The sequence below is a fragment of the Aliivibrio fischeri genome, from assembly GCF_009727955.1.
GTDB classification, from domain to species: domain Bacteria; phylum Pseudomonadota; class Gammaproteobacteria; order Enterobacterales; family Vibrionaceae; genus Aliivibrio; species Aliivibrio fischeri_A.
Genome location: NZ_WOBR01000010.1, coordinates 236724 through 257737 on the forward strand (window position 1 = coordinate 236724; position 21014 = coordinate 257737).

Below are 21014 nucleotides of genomic sequence, written 5' to 3' on the forward strand. Positions count from 1 at the left end.
ATGAGTGCCATTTCTTTTATTTGCTATATCTCGCTTTATTATTTTTGCTCAACAAAGATGAGTTCATTTGTTTTAAAACCAAGTGATTGAGCGGTTGATACAAAGCGTTCAATCACTTCTTGGTCCACTTTTTTAGTTCGTGAAAGTAGCCATAAATAATCGAGGTCAGGGCCTGAAACAAAGGCGTATTGGTAATTTTCTTTATCTAACTCAAAAACAACATAAGAACCATAGAAAGGTCCAAAGAAAGAAACTTTTAAATACCCCTCATCACTTCCATTAACAAATTTTGCTTTACCTAAAGCCTCACTCCATTGTTGATCTTGATCTGAAAAACCACGATTAATCACCTTTACACTGCCATCCTCATTAATTGAGTATTCTGCGCTTACTTGACTCAAGCCATCTTCGAAAGAATGATCCAAACGAGCTATCTCATACCAAGTACCAAGATAGCGATTCAACTCAAAGCCCGTAACGGGTTCTACACCTTTTGGCATTCCTAAACACCCATTGAGCATCATCAATATAACAGCCCCAAAACCCACTTTACTTATACTTTTAAACATCATTGTCTCCATTACTCTTATCTTTTTGTTATTACGATACTTTTCAACAAAAAGATCATCCCATAGTTAAATATAACTGCATCTTTATTTATTACGGTTTGGAATATTCATTATTCCTAAATGGTATTTATTTTTATTTATCATAAAACCAAAAATAAATTTGTGATTAATCGCATTTTTATTGTACGCATGAGTATTTTTCATGCCCTTTTGATCATTAATATAAGAGCACTTTATGAAACCCTTTTTTAGCTACTCTTTAACTGCCTCTGCTGTTTTGCTCAGTTTTAATGCTTTTTCTAGCGGATTATTTCTTCAAGAAGCAACCGTTGCGAATGCTGGTACAACAGGCGCAGGAGACGGCGTTTACACTGAATCTGCGGCTGCAATGTGGACAAACCCTGCCACCATGTCCTACATGGGAGAGAGTAAAACAACCATCAATACCATGGCGTTTGATTTAGAAATGAAATTTAATGATAACAATGGTTCAGAAGATGGCAAAGCACATTCAATTTTACCTTCAGCTGGCGCTTTTCATACTCAAGCGATAACAGACAAATTACACTTTGGCTTAGCACTTGGCGCTGTTGGAGGCTCAAGCTTAGACTATGGTAGTGACTGGGCTGGCAGTAGACTATTAGAAGATATCAGCTTGACTGCAATGCAGTTAAATCCTGCTTTAAGTTATCAAGTAAATGAACGATTATCATTAGGGGCTGGTTTACAATTTAGCTGGGCTTCTTTTGAGCAATCAATGTCAGGAATTACTGCTGAAAAAGATTCAGATTGGGCATATGGCTATAATTTAGGCGTTATGTATCAAGTTTCAGAACAAGCATCCATGGGCTTAAGCTACCGTTCAAAACTTGAGCATGAATTTAATAATAACATTAGCTTAGGTAATTTTAATCCAACGCTTTCCAGTGGAATGATCATGCCTGATATTGTTGACCTCAGCACCAGTTATGCATTAAGTAAAGATGTAAACTTATTAAGTAGCATACAGTTGCACCGTTGGAGCCACTGGGATTCGACCATTTTAGACGCAAACCTAGGTAATGGTGGTGCCGAAATAAAACGAGATTGGGATGATGTATGGAAATTTGCCATCGGTGCTGATTATCGTCTAAATTCTGATTGGCGTTTAAAGGCCGGATTCTCATATGAAACCTCACCTCAAGATGATCCTTCGATGCAATGGGTAGATTTACCGGTAGGTGAACAATATCGCTACTCTGTTGGTGCATCCACATCATGGGACGATATTACAATGGATATGTTTTATGAATACGCCGATTTAGGCTCTGTTGATATGGATCGTTTAAAGGTAGACGGTTCTTTCGACGGCAGAATCCATTTTGTGGGCGTAAACTTTACTTTTTAAAGAAAAAATAAAATGGCCTACCAATTGAGTTGGTAAGCCATTTTAATGTATCGGGTCGTTAAAATTGATAGTTAAATTCAATTCGGTGATCACCATCAGCAAAGTGCGTATCTTCATTCCAATTAGCAAAGTAACGAATATTAGATCGTTTCGTGATCTGATAACTAATTGCGGCTTCATGCGTTAACATTGCGTCGTTATCTACACCGTAAGCATTATTTTTATATTCATCAGATCCTGAAATTGTCCCTAAATACATTGGATTATAGTTAATCCAAATTTTTTCGGTAATTTCAATTTTACTATACAGCCCTGCCACATAAAATGAACCATGCAAATCATAACGGTCTTGTGCCTGAGCCGCGCCTTGATCGCCTACATCATAAGATTCTCCAGCAGCTAAACCCAAACCAGCTAAAGGATATAAACTAACAGGCCCCATTTTTGGAAGAGCCTGTATAAAACTGTAAGAAGCTGAGCCTTGGTTACGATCAAAATTCCAGTCAACATCAACCTGAGCACCACGCCCATTGGTTAAATCAACGCTAAAATTGCGGAAACGTATCGAGTCAATACTATCATCATTATTTGCACGAGCATCGCCATTCCAACCAACAGCCTCACCAGCAATACCTTTGATCTCGATAATATTCATCCCCATCGTAATATCACTGCCCGTATCATACGTTTGACCTATTTTTAAGTTCAATCCCTTATCGGTATAGCCTGCACCAGCTTGAGTATAAACAGCCAATGGATCCGACATGTCTTGAACATCATCTTGTTTATCTTCAGCAAGCACAGTACCACTAAAAATAGACAGCCCAACAAGCGTAAATAACGATCTTGTCGTACACTTCTTCATTTCAATATCCCCTATAGTTATAAGCACAGTCTAAGCAATGCATTTATATAAATATTTTTATCAACAAAGGGACGATACGCTATGGATACTACAGAGCCAATGATATGGAGGTTATATCGAATATAACCATTTTGGTATGTTAGATTTTTTTCTATTAAAACCGTACAATCAACGGATTGAATAACCAAAAACAATATTTTTATTAAATAGGTAAAAGATTTGCACACATTAGCGCAGTTACAATCTGGTGAATTACAAGGTATTACACGATTACAATTAAGTGAACAACTTACTGAATTTCCAAAAGAAATCTTAACTCTTGCGGATTCATTAGAGATCTTAGACTTATCAAATAATCAACTAACTACGCTACCAAAAGAGATAAATCAATTATCCAAATTAAAGATCTTTTTTGCATCAAATAACCCATTTACTGTATTTCCTGACGCTCTGGCACAATGTGAAAACCTTGAAATGATTGGGTTTAAGTCATGCCAGATTAAACAGATCTCCGAAAACGCTTTTCCACCGAAATTACGCTGGCTTATCTTAACGGACAACCAACTCGAAACAGTACCTGATGCTTTAGGTGAATGTGATTTAATGCAGAAACTGGCATTAGCCGGAAATAAGCTAACCGAATTACCAGAGAATTTATCTCAGCTACGCAATTTAGAATTACTGCGTATTTCTGCAAATCAATTAACAAAATGTCCAGATCAACTACTTGATTTACCTAAATTGGCTTGGTTTGCCTTTGCTGGTAATCCATTCTGTAAATCAGATCTAAAGATCAAATCAGTACCTACAGTCTCTTCAAGTGACTACACATTAGAAAATGTATTAGGCCAAGGTGCATCTGGCGTGATTTTTAAAGCTTGTTGGAATAAAGCACAAACTGATTTCCCACAAGAGATCGCTGTTAAAGTATTTAAAGGCGAAGTCACAAGTGATGGCTACCCTGAAGATGAGTTGCAAGCCTGCTTAAAGGTAGGAAATCATCCAAGCTTGGTGCAATCATTAGCGCAAGTGAATGAAGAAAATCATCTCGCGTTAATCATGAACTTAATCCCCCCACATTATAAAAACTTGGGTTTACCGCCAAGTTTAGAAAGCTGTACACGGGATACTTTTCCTAATGGATTCAGGTTATCACTCGAAAAAATAAATAAAATCACATCAGAAATGCGTAATGTATTCAATCACCTACACGATAATTACGTGTGTCATGGGGATCTATACGCACACAACACGCTATTTGATACTGATGGGAACATCATTTTTGGTGACTTCGGTGCAGCAAGTATGTATCACATGCTAAGTGAGTGTCAGCAGCAGAAAATTAGAACCATTGAAGAGCGAGCGCTAAATCACTTTGTAGATGATTTAATGAGTGTATGTAAACACTAAAGAGAAACTAAAATTTACAATGTAAACTTCAAAAATTAAAAAGCCTTAAATGATCCTACATTTAAGGCTTTTTATTTAATTATTAATTAGTTAACGATTAAAAAGTAACAAACTGCTCTACTACTTTTGGAATGGATAAATAGAACCTAAATGCATGATTTGCGTTAATTCATCTAATGCTGAGCGAGATTCTACTAGCAATTGAGGATCCGCAAGATCTTTATCTTCAATACGGTCTCGATAATGCTTATCTGCCCATAGATTAAGAATCGTAAATAGCTCTTCACTCATTAACGTATGTTGATTTACCGCCTTTTGCTCAGCTTCATTTAACACCACACGCAAACGCAAACACGCTGGTCCACCACCATTTTGCATACTTTGTTTTAAATCAAAGGTATGTAACTCATCAATGCCTCTTTTTTGCTCTACTAGCTCATTTAAGTATGCCCATACTCTTGGATTTTGACGACAATGCTCAGGAAGAATAATCAAAGTAGTTCCATCAGTTTTGGTGATTAACTGACTATTAAACAGATACGTTTCTACAGCATCTTGAACGGATACTTTATCAGTTGGTACCTCAATAACATTAAAGCCAGAACCATAAGAAGCACATAAATCAGACTTCACTTTTTCTTGATTCAAAAAGGCTTGTTGATGACAAAACAACGTATTCTTATTTCCTACAGCAATAACGTCATTATGAAATACACCTTGATCAATAACATCGGGGTTCTGCTGTGCAAATACGGTGAATTTCTCACGTAGGCCATGTGTACGAGCGATGGCTTCACTCGCTTCTAGCGTCTGTCTTGCTGGGTATTTTTTAGGTGCTAAATAACTTTCATTAAATGCACTTTTACCAAAAACAAAAAACTCAACCCCTTGCTCACCATATTCATTACAAAAGCGAGTGTGATTAGCTGCACCTTCATCACCAAAATAATCACTGTGCGGTAATGCTTCATGGTGAACAAAGTGCTTCTCATCAGAAAAAGTGGCTTTGAGAATATTCCCCGTGACCTGGTCCTCTATCGAACGGTGAAACTTATTAATTAAATTCGCTGGTGTAAAGTGGACTTTCCCATCCGTTGTATCTGCACTTGGAGAGACAGTACCTGCATTGGCCGTCCACATACTTGATGCTGAAGAACAAGCCGCAAGCAATTGAGGTGAATATTGATATGACTTTTTTAATACTTCAGAATCAGAACCAGAAAAACCCAAACGTCGAAGAGTATGGATATCTGGACGCTCCTGTGGAGCAAGCACCCCTTGAACAAACCCCATATCATGCAATGCCTTCATTTTTTCCAAACCTTGCTTTACTGCTTGTTTTGGGTTGGAAATACCTGACTTATTATTTTTAGAGGCAATATTACCCACCGACAAACCGCTGTAATTATGCGTAGGCCCAACAAGACCATCAAAGTTTGCTTCAACTGCTTTCATATGTTCCCTCATGACTGTTAACTTCTACTTGTTAAGCTCTTTGGCCCACTCTTTTGCATCGATATTAGCAAACTTATATCTAATCAGTAGCATTTGATATCATCAAACAAGCGCACTATCACAACTTTTATTTAACATTTATTACACTTTAATTAACTATTCTCTACTATAAAATAACTATGCAGATTTTTATTCTGAGCCGTTATAAAGCCACTCTTGCTTCACAAAAAACACATCATCGATAAAACCTATCAAAATGATAGTTGATAATAATTCTCATTTACATATACTGATAATCATTCGCATTTACTGATGGTTTTTTATTATGATGACTACTAATTCATTTTCTCAATCGTTCTCGTTATCACAATTTTCTTTACAACATAAACGCTTATTATTACCTATCACTTTATTAGCATTAGTTGGTGCAGAAACAACACGAGATCTTACCGTTACTACTCTGTCTGATGCTTTTTGGGCGGTTTCAACTTATGTAGCTTTTACCTTAGTTATTTATCATTACCTTTCAAATATAATGGGTAAAACCAATCGTATTACTGCTCTATATAACAAATCTCGTACTAACCAAGTTGTCTTCTCATCTCTACTTGGTGCACTTCCAGGCTGTGGTGGTGCCATTGTTGTTACGACTCAATATATCAGTGGGAAGGTAGGATTCGGTTCTGTCGTTGCAGTATTAACAGCAACCATGGGAGATGCCGCTTTCTTATTAATAGCAGCTCAACCTAAAGTAGGATTTGGTGTAATGGCCTTAGGTGTCGTTGTCGGTGCTATATCAGGTATTATCGTCAATGCCTTACATAAAGATGATTTTTTACGCCCAGAAACTCAAAATGAAAACAAGACTCAAGAGAAATCTGAAACTCTATCGGACATCCCTTGTTTACAAGTAAAAGCAATTAATTTACAAGGTGCTTTTTGGAAATGGGTGTTAATTCCAGCAACAATCATTGCGCTATTGGGTTCGTTTCAGGTCGATATTAATCAGCTATTCCATCTACCAGAACACACGATTGAATGGATTGGGGCTATATTAGCTATTGGTAGCATGATGTTATGGTCATTAACCAAAGAGATCAGTGATTATCAATCAACAGTATCCGAAGATAATAAATGCATAAGCTCTCATCCGATGCAAAAAGCGGCACAAGACACTAACTTTGTCTCTGCATGGGTTATTGTTGCCTTCTTAATTTTCGAACTAACAACTTATTTCTCAGGTATTGATTTACAAACTGTCTTCTTAGGTTATGGAATATGGATGCCATTAATTGGTTTAGCTATCGGTTTACTACCTGGCTGTGGTCCTCAAATCCTAGTAACGAGTCTATATCTATCAGGTGCGATGCCAATGTCAGCACAACTTTCAAATGCAATTTCAAATGATGGTGATGCTCTTTTCCCTGCCATTGCATTAGCTCCAAAAGCAGCAATGGTTGCAACCTTCTACTCAGCAATTCCTGCATTTGTAGTTGGCTACGGTTATTACTTCCTATTTGAGATGTAGTACTTCACTAGTTAGATAAACTAAACCTAAAAATGCGAATAGATAAAACAACAAAGGCGACAGTATTATCTGTCGCCTTTTGTACTAAAACGTAAAACAATGCGTGGTTTACTTAGGCTGTAGATTCAAAATGAAATCAATATCTTCTGCACTATGACGCTCTGGCACTTGCTCCCATGCCTCGCCCCATGAGCGGTTTACAATACGCCCACGTTGAACTCCTTTGCGTTGCGCGATTTCTTTTGCCCATTCAAGAACATGCACATAGCTTTCGACATCTAAAAACTCTGCTGCATCATATAAATTCCCTAATACTAGATTGCCATACCAAGGCCAAATAGCCATATCAGCAATACTATATTCATTACCAGCAATGTATTTGGTGGTAGCAAGCTGCTTATCAAGCACATCTAATTGGCGTTTTGCCTCCATTGAGAATCGATTAATAGGATATTCATATTTTTCTGGCGCATACGCATAGAAGTGACCGAAACCACCACCTAAATATGGGGCCGAGCCCTGTAACCAGAATAGCCAATTTAATACTTGAGCACGACCAGAAACATCTTTAGGAATAAAATGCCCAAACTTATCAGCCAAGTATAATAAAATAGCTCCAGATTCAAATACATGGAGTTCAGGATCAACAGAATGATCAACTAACGCAGGGATCTTTGAGTTTGGGTTAATATCGACAAAGCCAGACGCAAATTGATCTCCCTCCCCAATATTAATTAAATATGCGTCATATTCGGCCTCTTTAACCCCTAATGCAAGTAACTCTTCCAGTAGAATCGTCACTTTTTGCCCGTTTGGTGTCGCTAAAGAGTACAGCTGTAAAGTATGTTCACCAATAGGCAATGCTCGCTCATGCCTTGCCCCTGAGTATGGTCGATTGATGCTCGCCCATTGACCACTGCTGTCCGTTTCTGATGTCCAAACTTTTGGGGGTACATATTGATTATTCATACTCGCTCCTTACTCATTCATGCTCAATATTTACACATTATTACTATAGACCACTTCTAAAAAACCACGTATTCGCTATACGGAAAAAATAGCCAAAACTCCTTGATAAGCATAAAATCACAGCCCTATCGCTATTAACTATTTAAGGTTCATAATGTCAGCGTTTTTTGGCGCATTAGCGTTTATTGTTTGGGGATTAGTTCCTATTTATTTCCATCAACTTGGTGCGATGGAACCTATGTTGATCTTATCTAGTCGTGTTTTTTGGTCAGCCATAATCTTAGTGACCGTTTTCGCATGCAAACCAAACTTAATTAATAAAGCCCAATGCACACCAAAAAACATTGCGCTAGCAGCCGGTGCCGGTATTTTAATGAACCTATCTTGGCTCGGTTTTGTTTATGCCACCATCAGTAATAATATTATGGCGGCTTCTCTAGCCTTCTACATTACGCCTGTAATGGTGTTTTTTATGGGATTTATTTTCTTTAAAGAACACATTCAAAAAAATCAAAAGGTTGCGCTATTTTTAATGGTGTTAGCTATTGTTATGTACGTTGTTTTAGATAAACAATTGCCTTTACTTAGCTTGGCTATCTCTGTTTCTTTTGCTAGCTATATCGCTATAAAAAAACTGGTTACATTAAACACCTTTGGTGCCATTTTCTTTGAACATATTATTTTTGCTCCCCTAGCCCTATTGTATATAGCAACCCATTCATCTGGATTATCCTCAACAGAATGGGGATTATTAGTGGGAACGGCTCCACTGCAACTGCTGCCTATTTTGCTACTGACCATTTCATTACTCAAAACACCATTAAGTAAAATCAGTTTATTGCAATACATTGAGCCGACATTCCACTTGGCATTAGCATTGTGGGTTTATCATGAGCCTATTTCTTTAGGTCAAAAATCTGCGCTGATTATTGTGATTATCTCCATTATGATCGCCTCTCTAAAAACAAGAAAAAAGATAGCTATTAAGAACATTAATAAAAGCTAATGGGTAAATAAAAATCTAGCTCAAACTCTTCGTTTTCATTTAAAAAATGGTTTTTGTGGTAACGAACGTAAGCCGGTGTTGATCTCAGTTTAAATCCCGACGCCGGCAACCATCGCTCTAATACGTGACTAATCTGTGGAAGAAGTTGTCCATATACACCACTTAACTGAAATACGGCGTGTAAACCACCAGGGATCACCATTTGATTCACGACACCACGATATTTAAGTGGTTTATCTATTGCTATGCACGCTACATATCGACATTTAGTTAATTCAACCCATGCAGGATTAGAATGATGCAAACCAAATTGAGTTGAGAAGTCACGATCTTCTGAGTTCGCCCACGCTTTTAATATTAACCACGCATTTCGGATAGAACGATTATAGCCCTCATGTCTTACATAAGCGGCAAGTCTATCTTCTACTTCAATAATTTTTGGTTGAGGTAACGGTTTATCTGCCACACTGACATAACCTGCGGCAATTTCATCGTCTTTCAAATACGGTTTATCCGATATTTGTAAATCGTGTTTTCTCCACTCCCCAGGTGCCATACCAAACGTAGATTTAAATGCACGACTAAAGGAAGAAAGCGAACTAAATCCACACGTATTCGCAATATCTAGTACAGATGATTTTGTATCAAACATCAATTGGTTTGCCGCATACTCCATTCTTGTACGACGAATATATTGATGAATAGATTCTCCCACCACTTGTTTAAAGATTCGATGAAAATGTTGTTCAGAATAAGCAGCAACATCTGCTAACTCTTTCACTGCAAGTTCTTTGCTAATGTCTTTGTGAATATAAAATAAGACATCATTAATTCTTGATAGATGTTGTCGGCTCATGATCGAAAAATAGCATAAATGGACACATTTATAAGCATAAACGGACAAACAAAGTTATACAACGCCTTGTACTATCGGATCAGTTAAAAATATTATTTTATGGGAACATATATGGAAATCGCTCATTCTCTGCAACAAATTCAATCCTCTTACATTAGAGAAATTCTGGCTGCGGCTTCAGACAAAAACGTCATTTCTCTTGCTGGCGGGTTACCTGATGAAGAGACGTTTCCCATTGAAATAATGAAGCCAATTCTTGAAAGTCTATCTGATATGCCAGATGTCTTTCAATATGGTGCAACTGCAGGTTATGGTCCTCTTTTAGAGTTTCTTACGCAGAAGTTTGGATTACCCGAAAATCACTTACCTATGGTATGTACAGGCTCTCAACAAGGATTAGACTTGATTGCTCGAGCTTATATAAACCCGGGTGATACAGTGATTATGGAAGCGCCTAGCTACCTTGGTGCAATGCAAGTCTTCGGATTAGTTCAAGCAAATATTTCCACCGTATCTCAAACAGACTCAGGACCTAATCTTGAAGAACTAGAGCAATGCTTTATTCAAGAGTCACCAAAAATGTTTTACGCGGTTCCTGATTTCCATAATCCAACAGGTGTATGTTGGTCATTAGAAACCCGTAAAAAAGTGGCTGAATTATGTATTCAGTACAAAGTCGCTTTTATTGAAGACGCTCCTTATCGCGAACTTCGTTTTACTGGAGAAGCGTTACCAATGGTATCTAGCTTCTGCCCTCAAGATTCAATTGTATTACGCTCTTTCTCTAAAATAGCCTCTCCAGGTTTACGTATTGGTGTTGTCACAGGTAAAAAGAGTTATATCGAACCATTAGTTAAAGTAAAACAAGGCGCTGATTTACACTCAAGCGTACCTATGCAAGCACTGTTGCTTGGCTTACTCAAACATGAGAAATTTGAGCAGCACATGCAAACTATCCAAACGCTTTACAAACAACGGTACGATGTTTTATACAATGAACTTAAAACCCAACTTCCGGCACAATGTGAAGTCAACGCCGTTGATGGTGGCATGTTCATCTGGGTATCATTACCAGATTGCGATACATTTGAACTTGCCAGCACATTGATCGCCAATGGTGTTGCCGTTGTTCCTAGCCCTGTGTTTTATCCAAAACCAGAAGGCAGCCCTGCAGCTTTAAGGCTAAACTTTACTAATGCGAAACCAAATGAATTAGTAGAAGCGGTAAATCGTTTAACAAACGTATTGAATAAGTCAGTCAATTAATCTTATTCAAATTCTTATCTAAAGAAGTGAAATAGTATGAAAATATTCAGCAATTTTGAAAGTGGCAATATTCATGTAGTAACGGCAGAATCGCCTAATGATATCCAGTTAACCATTCCTGCCGATAATCAAACAGAGATCTCCCAATGGTTTCACTTTCGCTTAGAGAGCCAGCCTCAGCAACAACATAACTTCAAAATATTGAATTTAGCAACATCAGCCTATCCAGAAGGTTGGCAGGATTATGATGTTGTCGCGTCTTATGATCGTGAAGAATGGTTCCGTATTCCTACTGAGTTTGATGGTGATACGCTAAGCTTTAACGTAATTCCAGAATATCGTTCAATGTATTTTGCTTACTTTGCGCCCTACTCATACGATCGTCATCAAGATCTATTACACGGTGCACAAACCCATCATAGCTGCCAATTAGAAACTCTTGGAGTCACATTAGATAATAATGACATCAGTATTCTAACCATTGGTGAGCCTGCCGAAGGGAAAAAGAACATCTGGATCACTGGTCGCCAGCACCCAGGGGAAACCATGGCTGAATGGTTTATTGAAGGTTTACTGCTTCGCTTATTAGATGAAACCGATACCGTAGGCCGCGCTCTACTTGATAAGGTCGTGTTCCACATTGTTCCTAACATGAATCCTGATGGCAGTATTCGTGGTCACTTACGTACCAATGCCATTGGGGTAAACTTAAACCGTGAATGGCAAACGCCATCAATGGAAAGATCACCAGAAGTCTTTCTAGTACGTGAACGTATGTTAGAGACAGGCGTTGATATGTTCTTAGACATTCACGGCGATGAAGCGATTCCATATAACTTTGTTGCCGGTGGCGAAGGCATTCCATCATATGATGACCGCATTGCAGCTCTTGAAAACACATTTAAACAAGCCTTACTAACCATTACTCCAGAGTTCCAAGATGATATTGGTTACGACAAAGATGAGCCGGGAACCGCTAATTTAACTGTAGGTTCAAACTGGGTTGGAGAGCAATTTAAATGTCTTTCTTACACCGTTGAAATGCCATTTAAAGATCATATTAGCCATGCTGATGAGCTATATGGCTGGTCTCCTGAAAGAAGCATCGCCTTTGGCCAAGACGTTCTAAGTGCGATTTGGGCAACCGTCGGAAAGCTGTAAAAATAAAAAAGCCGATCTTAATAGATCGGCTTTTATCATTTAACAATTTGATTTAATTGATTTGTTTAACCCAAATTTGTGGGAACTGCCAATTATCACTTTGTATTTCTAAACTGGTTAATTCATCATTATCTGTTGATAGGTTTATTAAACCTCTTGTTTTACCAAACGAACAAGAATTACTCTTAATCCTAAAATAGGCCGCCTGATCTTCAAGAATTAGATTAACTATAGCCTTATCTTTACAATGATAAGATGTCATCTCTAATTTACCATTGTCTGAAATGATTAAGTTATAAATATCATCATCAACCAATGCGGTATAATGACCAGAGAATTGTGATAACTCTAACGGGGTTTCTCGCTTAATATTCAATTCAAAATCACTATCGTAAGACGAACAGAACCATTTTTTCTCTGTAGGAGAACACATATATTCTCCATTATTGAATGAGATACGGTTCGATTCATTATCCATTTGTCCTACATAGCTAATTTGTCGGTCACGATCATCCCATTGTGTCATCAATATCTCTTCAGACTCACTCGCGGTTACTTCAATTTTAATTGGATCACCATTCTCGCTAGTAGTGACACCAGTAAATACGCCCGGTGAATACACCTCATGGCACCCGGTTAATAAAAGTAATAACCCGACAGATAAACCTAATCTAATCATGTATATCACCTTTATAAATCAATTAAACGTTGTTGAATTAATGCCGCTTTCGCTCGGGTCGCTTGAACATTACCATCAATGGTGCTGATGGTGATATAACCTGATTTTACCGCTACACCTTCAGACATTTCATCCGTATCACCCGCATCCCCTGCCATAAATGAAACACCATGCTTATCACGCAACATTGCTTCGGCGACAATTCTTGCTTGTGTTTCTGACATTCCTTGCTCTTCAACTAGCATGTTAACAACATAATCCATGATCATTTCATTATTGCTTAAATCAGAAACAAATTTCAGTTCTATTCCACCAGCGTTCCAACCAACATTGGTATAAAGGTACCCCAAATTATTATCTATATCATGAGGCGTATTGATATTTAATCCAGTATAAGCAGGCAATAGAGGCTGACCTTCAATACGTGTTTTTTCTAAATTATTTATAACATCGACGACTACTTTAGCTATTTTTTTCCCTTGCTCACTATCTTGTGCAGAATTTTCACTACCACTAACAGCAATGGCAGGAATATTTCGGCTAAGTGCAATCATCGTTGCACCTAACGTACCCGAATTATTGTTCATATAACCCAGATTATTTCCTTCATTTGGTCCTGAAACAACAAGATCCGGGTTCTTTCCCCATCGTTCTTGAGCTGCTACATCAATACCATATAGAACTGACATGACAGGTGTACCTTCCGTATAATCTTCAAAAGCTTGAGTCGTATCCGTATCACCTACACAATATTCGTTATTAGCACTCTTCGTGGTATCTACATTCACCGCTTTAAAAAAGTTAATAGCACCACCTTTACCACTTTGACCAGTACAAGGGGCGCTCATAATCACATCATGACCTTGCTCAATTAAAGCCGACTTCATTGCTTGAATATTATTTGTGCTCCAACTGTCATCATTGGTTAAAACAATATTCAATGCAGAAGCAGGCTGAGACAAGAGTAAAAGTGGCGTAATACATACCGATAAGAAGCTATTTTTGATGTTCATATAATTCCTTGCTATTTATGTGCTTATTGATTCAAAAACAAACTTAACGGCAAATTATGAAATCCTTGTTACATTTTGTTTAAAGAAAAAATACATACACATATCGTCATGCAAGTGAATCATGTGTCTAAAAATAAAAAAGCCGATCTTAATAGATCGGCTTTTTGGTAAAGTTCCATTTTATGTTCACACTTCATAAATTAAATAAATGCCTTTAATTAAAGTAATTTTCTAAAATTAGATTTTCATAATTTTCAATCCAATTCGAATCTATGATATTAAGGATATTAATATCAATTTTTGATACATGTTTCTTTTTATGTGTTAACGAATATAAGGATACATAAAGATAACTAGAATCACGTAGAAAAAAACCAGACTCATATGACAGCGTAATTATGGTCCTCTCTGTTTTATATTCAACAACTTGCATACGATTCCAAAAAATAAATGGTCGCGTATTGTTGCAGATGAGCATAATTTATTAATAGCACCTCAAAAGAATAAACTTAATAAAATGCTATTATCATAATTACTAATGTTTATAAGAAACTACTCATTCACCTTAGACTGAATTTCAGTTCCGGCTTCTTTCAATAAATTAAATGGTGACATAATCACCCCTTTCACCGCACCTTGAGTCGCTTGTTGAGAAAGTTCTTCTGTTTTATCAATGATTTGATCAGCTTTTAGCATAATAGGTGGAACTTCTTTACGCAGCTTTTCAGACTCTTTTAATACCGCAGGAATTGTTGTTATACGGTAGCCTTTACTTTCAACAAATGCTTTTGGAAATACTTGTTCACGATAATTTTTCAGTTCAATTAATGTATTCGGTACAGTCTCTTTATTTACTGCATTCATTACAGTAATAACTTCTGGTAATGATTCAGTCCTGATAGATTGCACTTCATTAAGAATCAATGGAATTTTACTATCAACAGAAGCAACTGTTTGATTAACATTATTAATGGTATTTTTGACTTCGTTAACCAATTCAAGAGCTTGAGGAGTTAATTCTTCAAGATGCTGAGCCAAAAGTAACCATTGCTCTATCTCTAATTTATCAGCCGTTTTATTTACTTCTTTCATTAATTCTGGATATTGATCCACAACCGTATTTATTGAGTGTGTAAAAGAGTAAATTGTATAACCTAAATAAAAAATAGAACTCGCTAAAACAAGTTGTATCGCCATTCCCAATCGAGCCATAACGTATTAATCCATAAACAAAACATAGAACTACTTTACGTTATTAATCACCAGAAATACATGAATAATCGTTACGCTAACGCAAGTAATATCCCACCAACCGTTAGTGCAGCAGAAACGTATTGTCCTGCCGAATATGAAGAGTCATCTTCTTCCTCAATGGAATCAGGATGATTAATACCCAACGCACCATGAGCAAAAGATTCAACTTGATCTGAGACATTTTCAGCTTCTGACTGCTTAAATTTACTCTCCTTTTCTATTTCCTGTAATGCACGTAATAACGCTTTTCCTTCTACAGATAAAGAGACAGTGTCACGCTGTACATTTAAAGCATTCATCGAAACCGTTGTAACAGGGACAGAATTATATTGCATGTTTGGCTTAGTATAAGCAGTAAATCCCGTTCTAACTTGAGTTCCATTTATCATGATATTGCTCCATAACCATGCTTTATACCAATTTTACAAATCACAGAAAAACACATTAAATAAATTGGTATTTCCTACTTTCTATATCGGATTCTTATGGAAAAACTGTTCTTTTTTTATCCTGAATATCATTATTATTCGAGGTTTATCACGATTATCTTGCAAACATAATTGAGTTTGTTTTTATTTTGTCTTGATCTTCTTTAACAGTACCTCTATAGTTAATCGTAATTTCACGATTGACATATGAGTAAACATGACAGCTGAATGTAAAACGACCAATAAATGTTCTTTTTCAACATCAGAACAAGATTTACAGCTAGAAACAAACTTTGCATCATTAGCAAAAGCACTCGCTCACCCTGCTCGAGTTCGAATTTTAAAAATTCTATCAAATTTAGAAAAAGCAGGAGGTTGTTTAAATAGCGATCTTGTTTCTGAACTTGGACTTGCTCAATCAACCGTATCTGAACACTTAAGAGTATTAAAACAGGCTGGATTCATCACAGCAGAATCCATCCCACCAAAAATGTGTTATCGCATAAACCGTGAATGTATTACATCATTTGATCAATTAACTCGCTCTATCTTGATGTAATACGAATAACGCCATTGATGTAATGGCGTATTTTTTGATACTAATAATCGCAATTCGACGATATACGATTCAGTAAAATAAGGAACCATCATGCAACCTAAACTTAGCTTCTTAGATAGATATCTTACACTCTGGATTTTCCTAGCCATGGCCATTGGTGTATTGCTTGGGGTTCAGTTTCCACAAATTGCTGAATGGAATGAATCCATGTCAGTTGGTAGTACCAATATTCCTTTAGCTATTGGTTTAATACTTATGATGTATCCACCATTAGCTAAAGTGAATTACAACCTACTTGGTACCGTTGTAAAAGATAAACAAGCCGTTACTCTTTCTCTTATTATGAACTGGATTGTTGGTCCTATCTTGATGTTTGTTCTTGCTTTGATCTTTTTAGGCGATCATCCAGGTTATATGGTTGGGATCATTCTGATTGGTTTGGCTCGTTGTATTGCAATGGTATTAGTTTGGAACGATATTGGTGGTGGTAATAAAGAGTATGGTGCAGCCTTAGTTGCTATTAACTCAGCATTCCAAATTGTAACTTATAGCTTTATGGCGTGGTTATTTATCAGTGTGTTACCTCCCGTATTCGGTTACGAAAGTATGGTTGTAGACATTTCTATGATGGATATCGCCCACAGTGTCTTAATTTATTTAGGTATTCCATTTTTAGCTGGTTTTTTAAGCCGTAAAATATTGGTCTCTAAAAAAGGTGAAGAATGGTATAACACTGTTTTCATTCCAAAAATTTCACCAATTACACTTATCGCATTACTTGGCACTATCGTTCTAATGTTTAGTTTAAAAGGTGAGATGATCCTTGAGCTACCGATGGATGTAGTACGTATTGCGATTCCATTGACTATTTACTTTGTTTTAATGTTTTTCTCTAGCTTCTTTATTGGCAAAAAGATGGGGATCCCTTATGACAAGAATGCTTCAATTGCTTTTACTGCAACAGGTAATAACTTTGAATTAGCCATTGCCGTTTCAATCGCTGTATTTGGTTTAAACTCAGACCAAGCATTTGCTGGTGTTATTGGCCCTCTTATTGAAGTACCTGTACTTATTGCATTAGTAAATGTTGCATTAAGAATGAAAGATAAAAAAGCAGAAAAAACAGCTTAAATATACTTCTTTATAATAAAAAATAGCCTATAGTTTTCACTAGAGGCTATTTTTATTTTCACTCAATCATCAGTTCATCTTGAAGAAATCTAATTCCGTCTTTTGAGCTACTGCCAACTTAGACAATTCATCCGCAGCTTGTTGAGTCTGATTAATCGCAGATACATTTTGTGTAACCAGATCAAACGTTCTTGTCGTATTTTTCGCGATATCTTCAGTCACACTGTATTGCTCTTGTGAAGCCGTTGCGACTAGCGTGTTGATATCAGACATCGATTGAACTGAGCTGACGATATCATTAAATGATGTTTTCACACTTTCAATAAGATGTACCGATTCTTGAATAGACGTGACATTTTCCATCATATTTTTATTCGCATTTTCAGACTGAGCTTGGAGCTTACTAATGATCTCCTGAATATTACTTGTTGATTCCTTTGTTTTAGCAGCCAGATTACGAACCTCATCAGCTACCACTGCAAAACCTCTTCCCGCTTCACCTGCACGTGCAGCCTCAATGGCGGCATTTAATGCAAGTAAATTGGTTTGTTCTGAAATACTACTGATAACGTCAGTCACTTCACCAATATTAATTGCGTCATCACGTAATACTGAGATCATCTCTGCGGTTTGTTGTACAGATTCGTTAATATCAACAGTTAGTGCGATAGAATTATCAAGTGTATTATGTCCATTTGATACATTAGTTATTGCTTTTTGTGCTTCTTCTTCCGCCTGAGCAGCATTTGTTGTCACTTCTTTTGAAGTACTCGATAGCTCACTGATCGCGGTAGAAATTTCTTCTACTTGTGCCAGTTCATGTTGAGAATTCTTAGCTGTATCAGACATAACGACAGCCAATTCCTCTGAAGCTGCTGATACACTATTTGAAATTGAATGGCTTGATGTCACTATTTCTGACAGCTTCGAGCTTAACGTAACAACTGAACGGTATATACCTGTATCGCTACCTGACACCACTAATTGCTGGGATAAATCGCCTTCCGAAATATTAGATAGGATTTCAGAGATTTTCTCTGGCTCACCACCAATCGGTTTATAGATTAAATAGATAACACCATAATAAACAATCGCTAATGATACGATAAGAAGTGCAAAAAATATGATAATTGAATTCTTTAACATCGCCATACTTGGCGCATAAACATCATCCTCATATTCATACATAACAACTGTCCAATCATAACGGGATAAATTATCAGCACTTGCCAAAACATAATCGTCATGGTCGATATCATAAAAACGAGTATTACCAGAATCAAAATCAACGAGTTCAGGTTTAACATTCTTTATGTTCTTACTAACGTCATCAGGATTTTTCGCAGCAATGATATAACCTAAGTTATTATAGGTAAAAATCTGTCCACGTTCAGTAAGCGTTCCAATAAATGCATTTAAAACATTTTGCTCAATCCCTATAGCCACAACAGCTACGACCTTGCCATCATTTAAAATAGGCACAGCAAATGCGAACACATTTACACCATCTGTATTTTGGTACACATCGGTAATAATTTCTTTTTCACCAGCAAAACCTCGAATGAACCATTCTCGTTTTACTTCCTTTGCATTAAAGTTAGGAATAAACTGACCTTTTTCAAAAGTAAGTCCTGACTCAAATGCAATAAATGCGCTATTGGTATCATTATTTTCTGCTAATTTTCTCAAATCCTTTGTGGTAGTGACTTCATCTAGTTGCCCATCAGGATAGTAAGAAATAGAAAATGTTCTTAATGATGAAAAGTAACCATCGAGTTTTTCTCCTAATGATACAGATATTAATTTAGATCGATCTTCCGTAGATTTAGTTATCAGTTCCTTATTTATTTGAGTGAATTCATTAAAACCATTCCAAGTTAAAGCGCTCGCTATCGAAACCAATAACACGAATATAAATAATAAAATTTTATTCTTTAACAACATCCATTATTCCTTTTATTTACTACTTTAGTAGTAATGACCTACTTTATATCAACTAATTAACACTTATAAATAGCAAGTAATTAATAGACTGAATCAATACCTCTTTCGCAAAATAATTCATTGTCAACACCTACAAAAAATTCAATACCAAAAATAGAGTTAATAAAATAAATCTCTTCCAAGGTCAATTCATTTACAGAATTTATAAAATACATATTTTCATTTGCATTAGATATAGTCATAAGCCTTACTTTCTTGTTTGTTATGTTTATTAGTTAATTCATATTTTTTACGCATTGAATTATATAAAAAACAACCAACACAAACTAATAATGAAGGATAATTTATATATAAAACCTTTAACAACAAATAGATAGAAGAATTATCAACATACATTCACAATATTAATTTATAATGACAATATTATTAATTGTGATCGAGAGCTGATTTTTTATAAATTCTAAGTGTTATCTTTGCGATAAATCAAAAATAATTTGTAACGTTATGAATTTAAAGTTTAAAAATTCCTTATTAATGCTAGAAGATAGGCCAAAAATTCTCATAAATAATAAAAGTTATGTGATAACCATTCCCGAAAGTAAGATTTTAAAATTACTTATAGAAAATAAAAACACACCAATAACTAAGAATGACCTCATTGTAACCGCATGGGGACATCCTGATTTTATAGGACCAAACTCATTAGCCGTTGCTATATCTAACATAAGAAAAATAATCGAACATGATGGGTTAATATTAAAAAACATTCCTAAGATTGGATATAAATTAATAATAGATGAACCATTAAAAAATCAAAACAGATCGATCAACCTTAATAATAGAGAACAACCACTTGATAATGTTACACTCGCTAAAAATAGTACAATCATAACAAAACTGACATCATCACCGATTCAAATACTTATATTCTCAACTTTGACTTACTTTGTCTTATATTTGATTCACTCATGGGTTCTAATTAATTAAAAATGAACAAACTAAGCTTAATTAAAATAAATATTTTTATTACCAGTATAATGCTACTTCTGATTTCTATTTCTTTTGTTAACGGCACAGGTTGCAATTACAAAATGAATCTTATTGATAGTAAAAATCCAAACTTTCAGATAAAAATGACCTGTTTTAAAGGGAACTACGTAGCATTACAAACCTTAAAATATGGCGATAGCACTTCCAAATGGAAGATCACCGCAAGGCAGTTTAACTTATTTAATCAAGTTATTTTGTACATTAACAAAAGAAGTCCGTTGGTGAAGCCTACCTATAACAACAAATTAGACGACTATAACCAACTTGTTTTTGATCAGCGCCTACTGTTTTATGCCTACAAAATAGACAAAAAGAAAAATACTATTACCGTATACGAAGACTTTCCCGAGAGGCGGGCTATTACAACAGAATTCACAGGAAAAATGAGTCAATGGTAATAAAATAGCTGCCATTACATTACGTACGAAAGAGCTTATATGGTAACATGATGTGAATTTTACATCACATTAGGTTATATCAGTCA

Annotated in this window: 21 protein-coding genes; 10 read left to right on the forward strand and 11 right to left on the reverse strand. The window is 36.1% G+C overall.

What is annotated here, in order from left to right:
* Positions 1 to 38 precede the first annotated feature (38 nt).
* A complete protein-coding gene (locus tag GNP81_RS14225; RefSeq protein ID WP_146860914.1) occupies positions 39 to 569 on the reverse strand; it encodes a lipocalin family protein in 531 nt (176 codons plus the stop codon).
* A gap of 235 nt (positions 570 to 804) precedes the next feature.
* Between GNP81_RS14225 and GNP81_RS14235 the strand changes: the two genes are divergently transcribed.
* Complete coding sequence (locus GNP81_RS14235; protein WP_155672514.1) at positions 805 to 1956, forward strand: OmpP1/FadL family transporter; 1152 nt, start codon at positions 805 to 807, stop codon at positions 1954 to 1956.
* Positions 1957 to 2014: 58 nt separating this feature from the next.
* Here the strand turns inward: GNP81_RS14235 and GNP81_RS14240 are convergent, their stop codons facing one another.
* A complete protein-coding gene (locus GNP81_RS14240) occupies positions 2015 to 2821 on the reverse strand; it encodes a hypothetical protein (RefSeq protein WP_155673849.1) in 807 nt (268 codons plus the stop codon).
* Between the two features lie 219 nt (positions 2822 to 3040).
* On the opposite strand from GNP81_RS14240, the gene GNP81_RS14245 reads away from it, so the two are divergent.
* On the forward strand, positions 3041 to 4231 hold the full coding sequence (locus GNP81_RS14245) for a leucine-rich repeat-containing protein kinase family protein (RefSeq protein WP_155673850.1): 1191 nt from the start codon (positions 3041 to 3043) through the stop codon (positions 4229 to 4231).
* Between the two features lie 120 nt (positions 4232 to 4351).
* On the opposite strand, the gene astB is transcribed toward GNP81_RS14245, so the two are convergent.
* Positions 4352 to 5686, reverse strand: coding sequence for an N-succinylarginine dihydrolase (astB, locus tag GNP81_RS14250; protein WP_155673851.1), 1335 nt, complete (start codon positions 5684 to 5686; stop codon positions 4352 to 4354).
* A gap of 325 nt (positions 5687 to 6011) precedes the next feature.
* Between astB and GNP81_RS14255 the strand changes: the two genes are divergently transcribed.
* Positions 6012 to 7214, forward strand: coding sequence for a putative manganese transporter (locus GNP81_RS14255; RefSeq protein WP_155672518.1), 1203 nt, complete (start codon positions 6012 to 6014; stop codon positions 7212 to 7214).
* A 108-nt stretch (positions 7215 to 7322) separates the two neighbouring features.
* Here the strand turns inward: GNP81_RS14255 and yghU are convergent, their stop codons facing one another.
* Entirely contained in the window at positions 7323 to 8183 is an 861-nt protein-coding gene (gene yghU / locus GNP81_RS14260) for a glutathione-dependent disulfide-bond oxidoreductase (RefSeq protein WP_155673852.1), read from the reverse strand.
* Positions 8184 to 8337: 154 nt separating this feature from the next.
* On the opposite strand from yghU, the gene GNP81_RS14265 reads away from it, so the two are divergent.
* Complete coding sequence (locus GNP81_RS14265) at positions 8338 to 9189, forward strand: EamA family transporter (protein WP_155673853.1); 852 nt, start codon at positions 8338 to 8340, stop codon at positions 9187 to 9189.
* Here the strand turns inward: GNP81_RS14265 and GNP81_RS14270 are convergent.
* The gene (locus GNP81_RS14270) at positions 9176 to 10045 is read right to left on the reverse strand and encodes an AraC family transcriptional regulator (RefSeq protein WP_155672521.1); all 870 of its coding nucleotides are present in this window, start codon (positions 10043 to 10045) and stop codon (positions 9176 to 9178) included. The genes GNP81_RS14265 and GNP81_RS14270 overlap by 14 nt on opposite strands.
* A gap of 111 nt (positions 10046 to 10156) precedes the next feature.
* On the opposite strand from GNP81_RS14270, the gene GNP81_RS14275 reads away from it, so the two are divergent.
* Both GNP81_RS14275 and GNP81_RS14280 read left to right on the forward strand, forming a co-directional pair.
* Entirely contained in the window at positions 10157 to 11311 is a 1155-nt protein-coding gene (locus tag GNP81_RS14275; RefSeq protein ID WP_155672522.1) for an aminotransferase-like domain-containing protein, read from the forward strand.
* Positions 11312 to 11347: 36 nt separating this feature from the next.
* Positions 11348 to 12472, forward strand: a complete 1125-nt coding sequence (locus tag GNP81_RS14280; RefSeq protein WP_155673854.1) for a M14 family metallopeptidase — start codon at positions 11348 to 11350, stop codon at positions 12470 to 12472.
* A 52-nt stretch (positions 12473 to 12524) separates the two neighbouring features.
* On the opposite strand, the gene GNP81_RS14285 is transcribed toward GNP81_RS14280, so the two are convergent.
* The 4 genes from GNP81_RS14285 to GNP81_RS14300 form a co-directional block, all read right to left on the reverse strand.
* Positions 12525 to 13151: a hypothetical protein gene (locus GNP81_RS14285; protein ID WP_155672524.1), complete on the reverse strand. Its 627-nt coding sequence runs from the start codon at positions 13149 to 13151 to the stop codon at positions 12525 to 12527.
* Positions 13152 to 13162: 11 nt separating this feature from the next.
* Positions 13163 to 14164, reverse strand: coding sequence for a 5'/3'-nucleotidase SurE (locus GNP81_RS14290; protein WP_155672525.1), 1002 nt, complete (start codon positions 14162 to 14164; stop codon positions 13163 to 13165).
* Positions 14165 to 14716: 552 nt separating this feature from the next.
* Positions 14717 to 15376, reverse strand: a complete 660-nt coding sequence (locus GNP81_RS14295) for a hypothetical protein (RefSeq protein WP_196587361.1) — start codon at positions 15374 to 15376, stop codon at positions 14717 to 14719.
* A 71-nt stretch (positions 15377 to 15447) separates the two neighbouring features.
* Positions 15448 to 15753 carry a hypothetical protein gene (locus GNP81_RS14300; RefSeq protein ID WP_236781372.1) on the reverse strand — a complete coding sequence of 102 codons (306 nt, stop codon included), beginning with the start codon at positions 15751 to 15753 and terminating at the stop codon, positions 15448 to 15450.
* A gap of 310 nt (positions 15754 to 16063) precedes the next feature.
* Between GNP81_RS14300 and GNP81_RS14305 the strand changes: the two genes are divergently transcribed.
* Positions 16064 to 16405 carry an ArsR/SmtB family transcription factor gene (locus tag GNP81_RS14305; RefSeq protein WP_155673855.1) on the forward strand — a complete coding sequence of 114 codons (342 nt, stop codon included), beginning with the start codon at positions 16064 to 16066 and terminating at the stop codon, positions 16403 to 16405.
* A gap of 90 nt (positions 16406 to 16495) precedes the next feature.
* Positions 16496 to 17536, forward strand: a complete 1041-nt coding sequence (gene arsB, locus GNP81_RS14310) for an ACR3 family arsenite efflux transporter (protein WP_155672528.1) — start codon at positions 16496 to 16498, stop codon at positions 17534 to 17536.
* 69 nt (positions 17537 to 17605) lie between these two features.
* Here the strand turns inward: arsB and GNP81_RS14315 are convergent, their stop codons facing one another.
* On the reverse strand, positions 17606 to 19480 hold the full coding sequence (locus GNP81_RS14315) for a methyl-accepting chemotaxis protein (protein ID WP_155673856.1): 1875 nt from the start codon (positions 19478 to 19480) through the stop codon (positions 17606 to 17608).
* Positions 19481 to 19560: 80 nt separating this feature from the next.
* The gene (locus GNP81_RS19340) at positions 19561 to 19722 is read right to left on the reverse strand and encodes a hypothetical protein (protein WP_196587362.1); all 162 of its coding nucleotides are present in this window, start codon (positions 19720 to 19722) and stop codon (positions 19561 to 19563) included.
* 262 nt (positions 19723 to 19984) lie between these two features.
* Between GNP81_RS19340 and GNP81_RS14320 the strand changes: the two genes are divergently transcribed.
* Both GNP81_RS14320 and GNP81_RS14325 read left to right on the forward strand, forming a co-directional pair.
* On the forward strand, positions 19985 to 20467 hold the full coding sequence (locus GNP81_RS14320) for a winged helix-turn-helix domain-containing protein (protein ID WP_155672530.1): 483 nt from the start codon (positions 19985 to 19987) through the stop codon (positions 20465 to 20467).
* A gap of 2 nt (positions 20468 to 20469) precedes the next feature.
* Positions 20470 to 20928, forward strand: coding sequence for a hypothetical protein (locus GNP81_RS14325; protein WP_155672531.1), 459 nt, complete (start codon positions 20470 to 20472; stop codon positions 20926 to 20928).
* Positions 20929 to 21014 lie beyond the last annotated feature (86 nt).

Coding starts and splice junctions, on each gene's coding strand:
- GNP81_RS14225 (WP_146860914.1), bottom strand. CDS start 569: ATGTTTAAAAGTATAAGTAAAGTGGGTTTTGGGGCTGTTATATTGATG.
- GNP81_RS14235 (WP_155672514.1), top strand. CDS start 805: ATGAAACCCTTTTTTAGCTACTCTTTAACTGCCTCTGCTGTTTTGCTC.
- GNP81_RS14240 (WP_155673849.1), bottom strand. CDS start 2,821: ATGAAGAAGTGTACGACAAGATCGTTATTTACGCTTGTTGGGCTGTCT.
- astB (WP_155673851.1), bottom strand. CDS start 5,686: ATGAAAGCAGTTGAAGCAAACTTTGATGGTCTTGTTGGGCCTACGCAT.
- GNP81_RS14255 (WP_155672518.1), top strand. CDS start 6,012: ATGATGACTACTAATTCATTTTCTCAATCGTTCTCGTTATCACAATTT.
- yghU (WP_155673852.1), bottom strand. CDS start 8,183: ATGAATAATCAATATGTACCCCCAAAAGTTTGGACATCAGAAACGGAC.
- GNP81_RS14265 (WP_155673853.1), top strand. CDS start 8,338: ATGTCAGCGTTTTTTGGCGCATTAGCGTTTATTGTTTGGGGATTAGTT.
- GNP81_RS14270 (WP_155672521.1), bottom strand. CDS start 10,045: ATGAGCCGACAACATCTATCAAGAATTAATGATGTCTTATTTTATATT.
- GNP81_RS14275 (WP_155672522.1), top strand. CDS start 10,157: ATGGAAATCGCTCATTCTCTGCAACAAATTCAATCCTCTTACATTAGA.
- GNP81_RS14280 (WP_155673854.1), top strand. CDS start 11,348: ATGAAAATATTCAGCAATTTTGAAAGTGGCAATATTCATGTAGTAACG.
- GNP81_RS14285 (WP_155672524.1), bottom strand. CDS start 13,151: ATGATTAGATTAGGTTTATCTGTCGGGTTATTACTTTTATTAACCGGG.
- GNP81_RS14290 (WP_155672525.1), bottom strand. CDS start 14,164: ATGAACATCAAAAATAGCTTCTTATCGGTATGTATTACGCCACTTTTA.
- GNP81_RS14295 (WP_196587361.1), bottom strand. CDS start 15,376: ATGGCTCGATTGGGAATGGCGATACAACTTGTTTTAGCGAGTTCTATT.
- GNP81_RS14300 (WP_236781372.1), bottom strand. CDS start 15,753: ATGCAATATAATTCTGTCCCTGTTACAACGGTTTCGATGAATGCTTTA.
- GNP81_RS14305 (WP_155673855.1), top strand. CDS start 16,064: ATGACAGCTGAATGTAAAACGACCAATAAATGTTCTTTTTCAACATCA.
- arsB (WP_155672528.1), top strand. CDS start 16,496: ATGCAACCTAAACTTAGCTTCTTAGATAGATATCTTACACTCTGGATT.
- GNP81_RS14315 (WP_155673856.1), bottom strand. CDS start 19,480: ATGTTGTTAAAGAATAAAATTTTATTATTTATATTCGTGTTATTGGTT.
- GNP81_RS19340 (WP_196587362.1), bottom strand. CDS start 19,722: ATGACTATATCTAATGCAAATGAAAATATGTATTTTATAAATTCTGTA.
- GNP81_RS14320 (WP_155672530.1), top strand. CDS start 19,985: ATGAATTTAAAGTTTAAAAATTCCTTATTAATGCTAGAAGATAGGCCA.
- GNP81_RS14325 (WP_155672531.1), top strand. CDS start 20,470: ATGAACAAACTAAGCTTAATTAAAATAAATATTTTTATTACCAGTATA.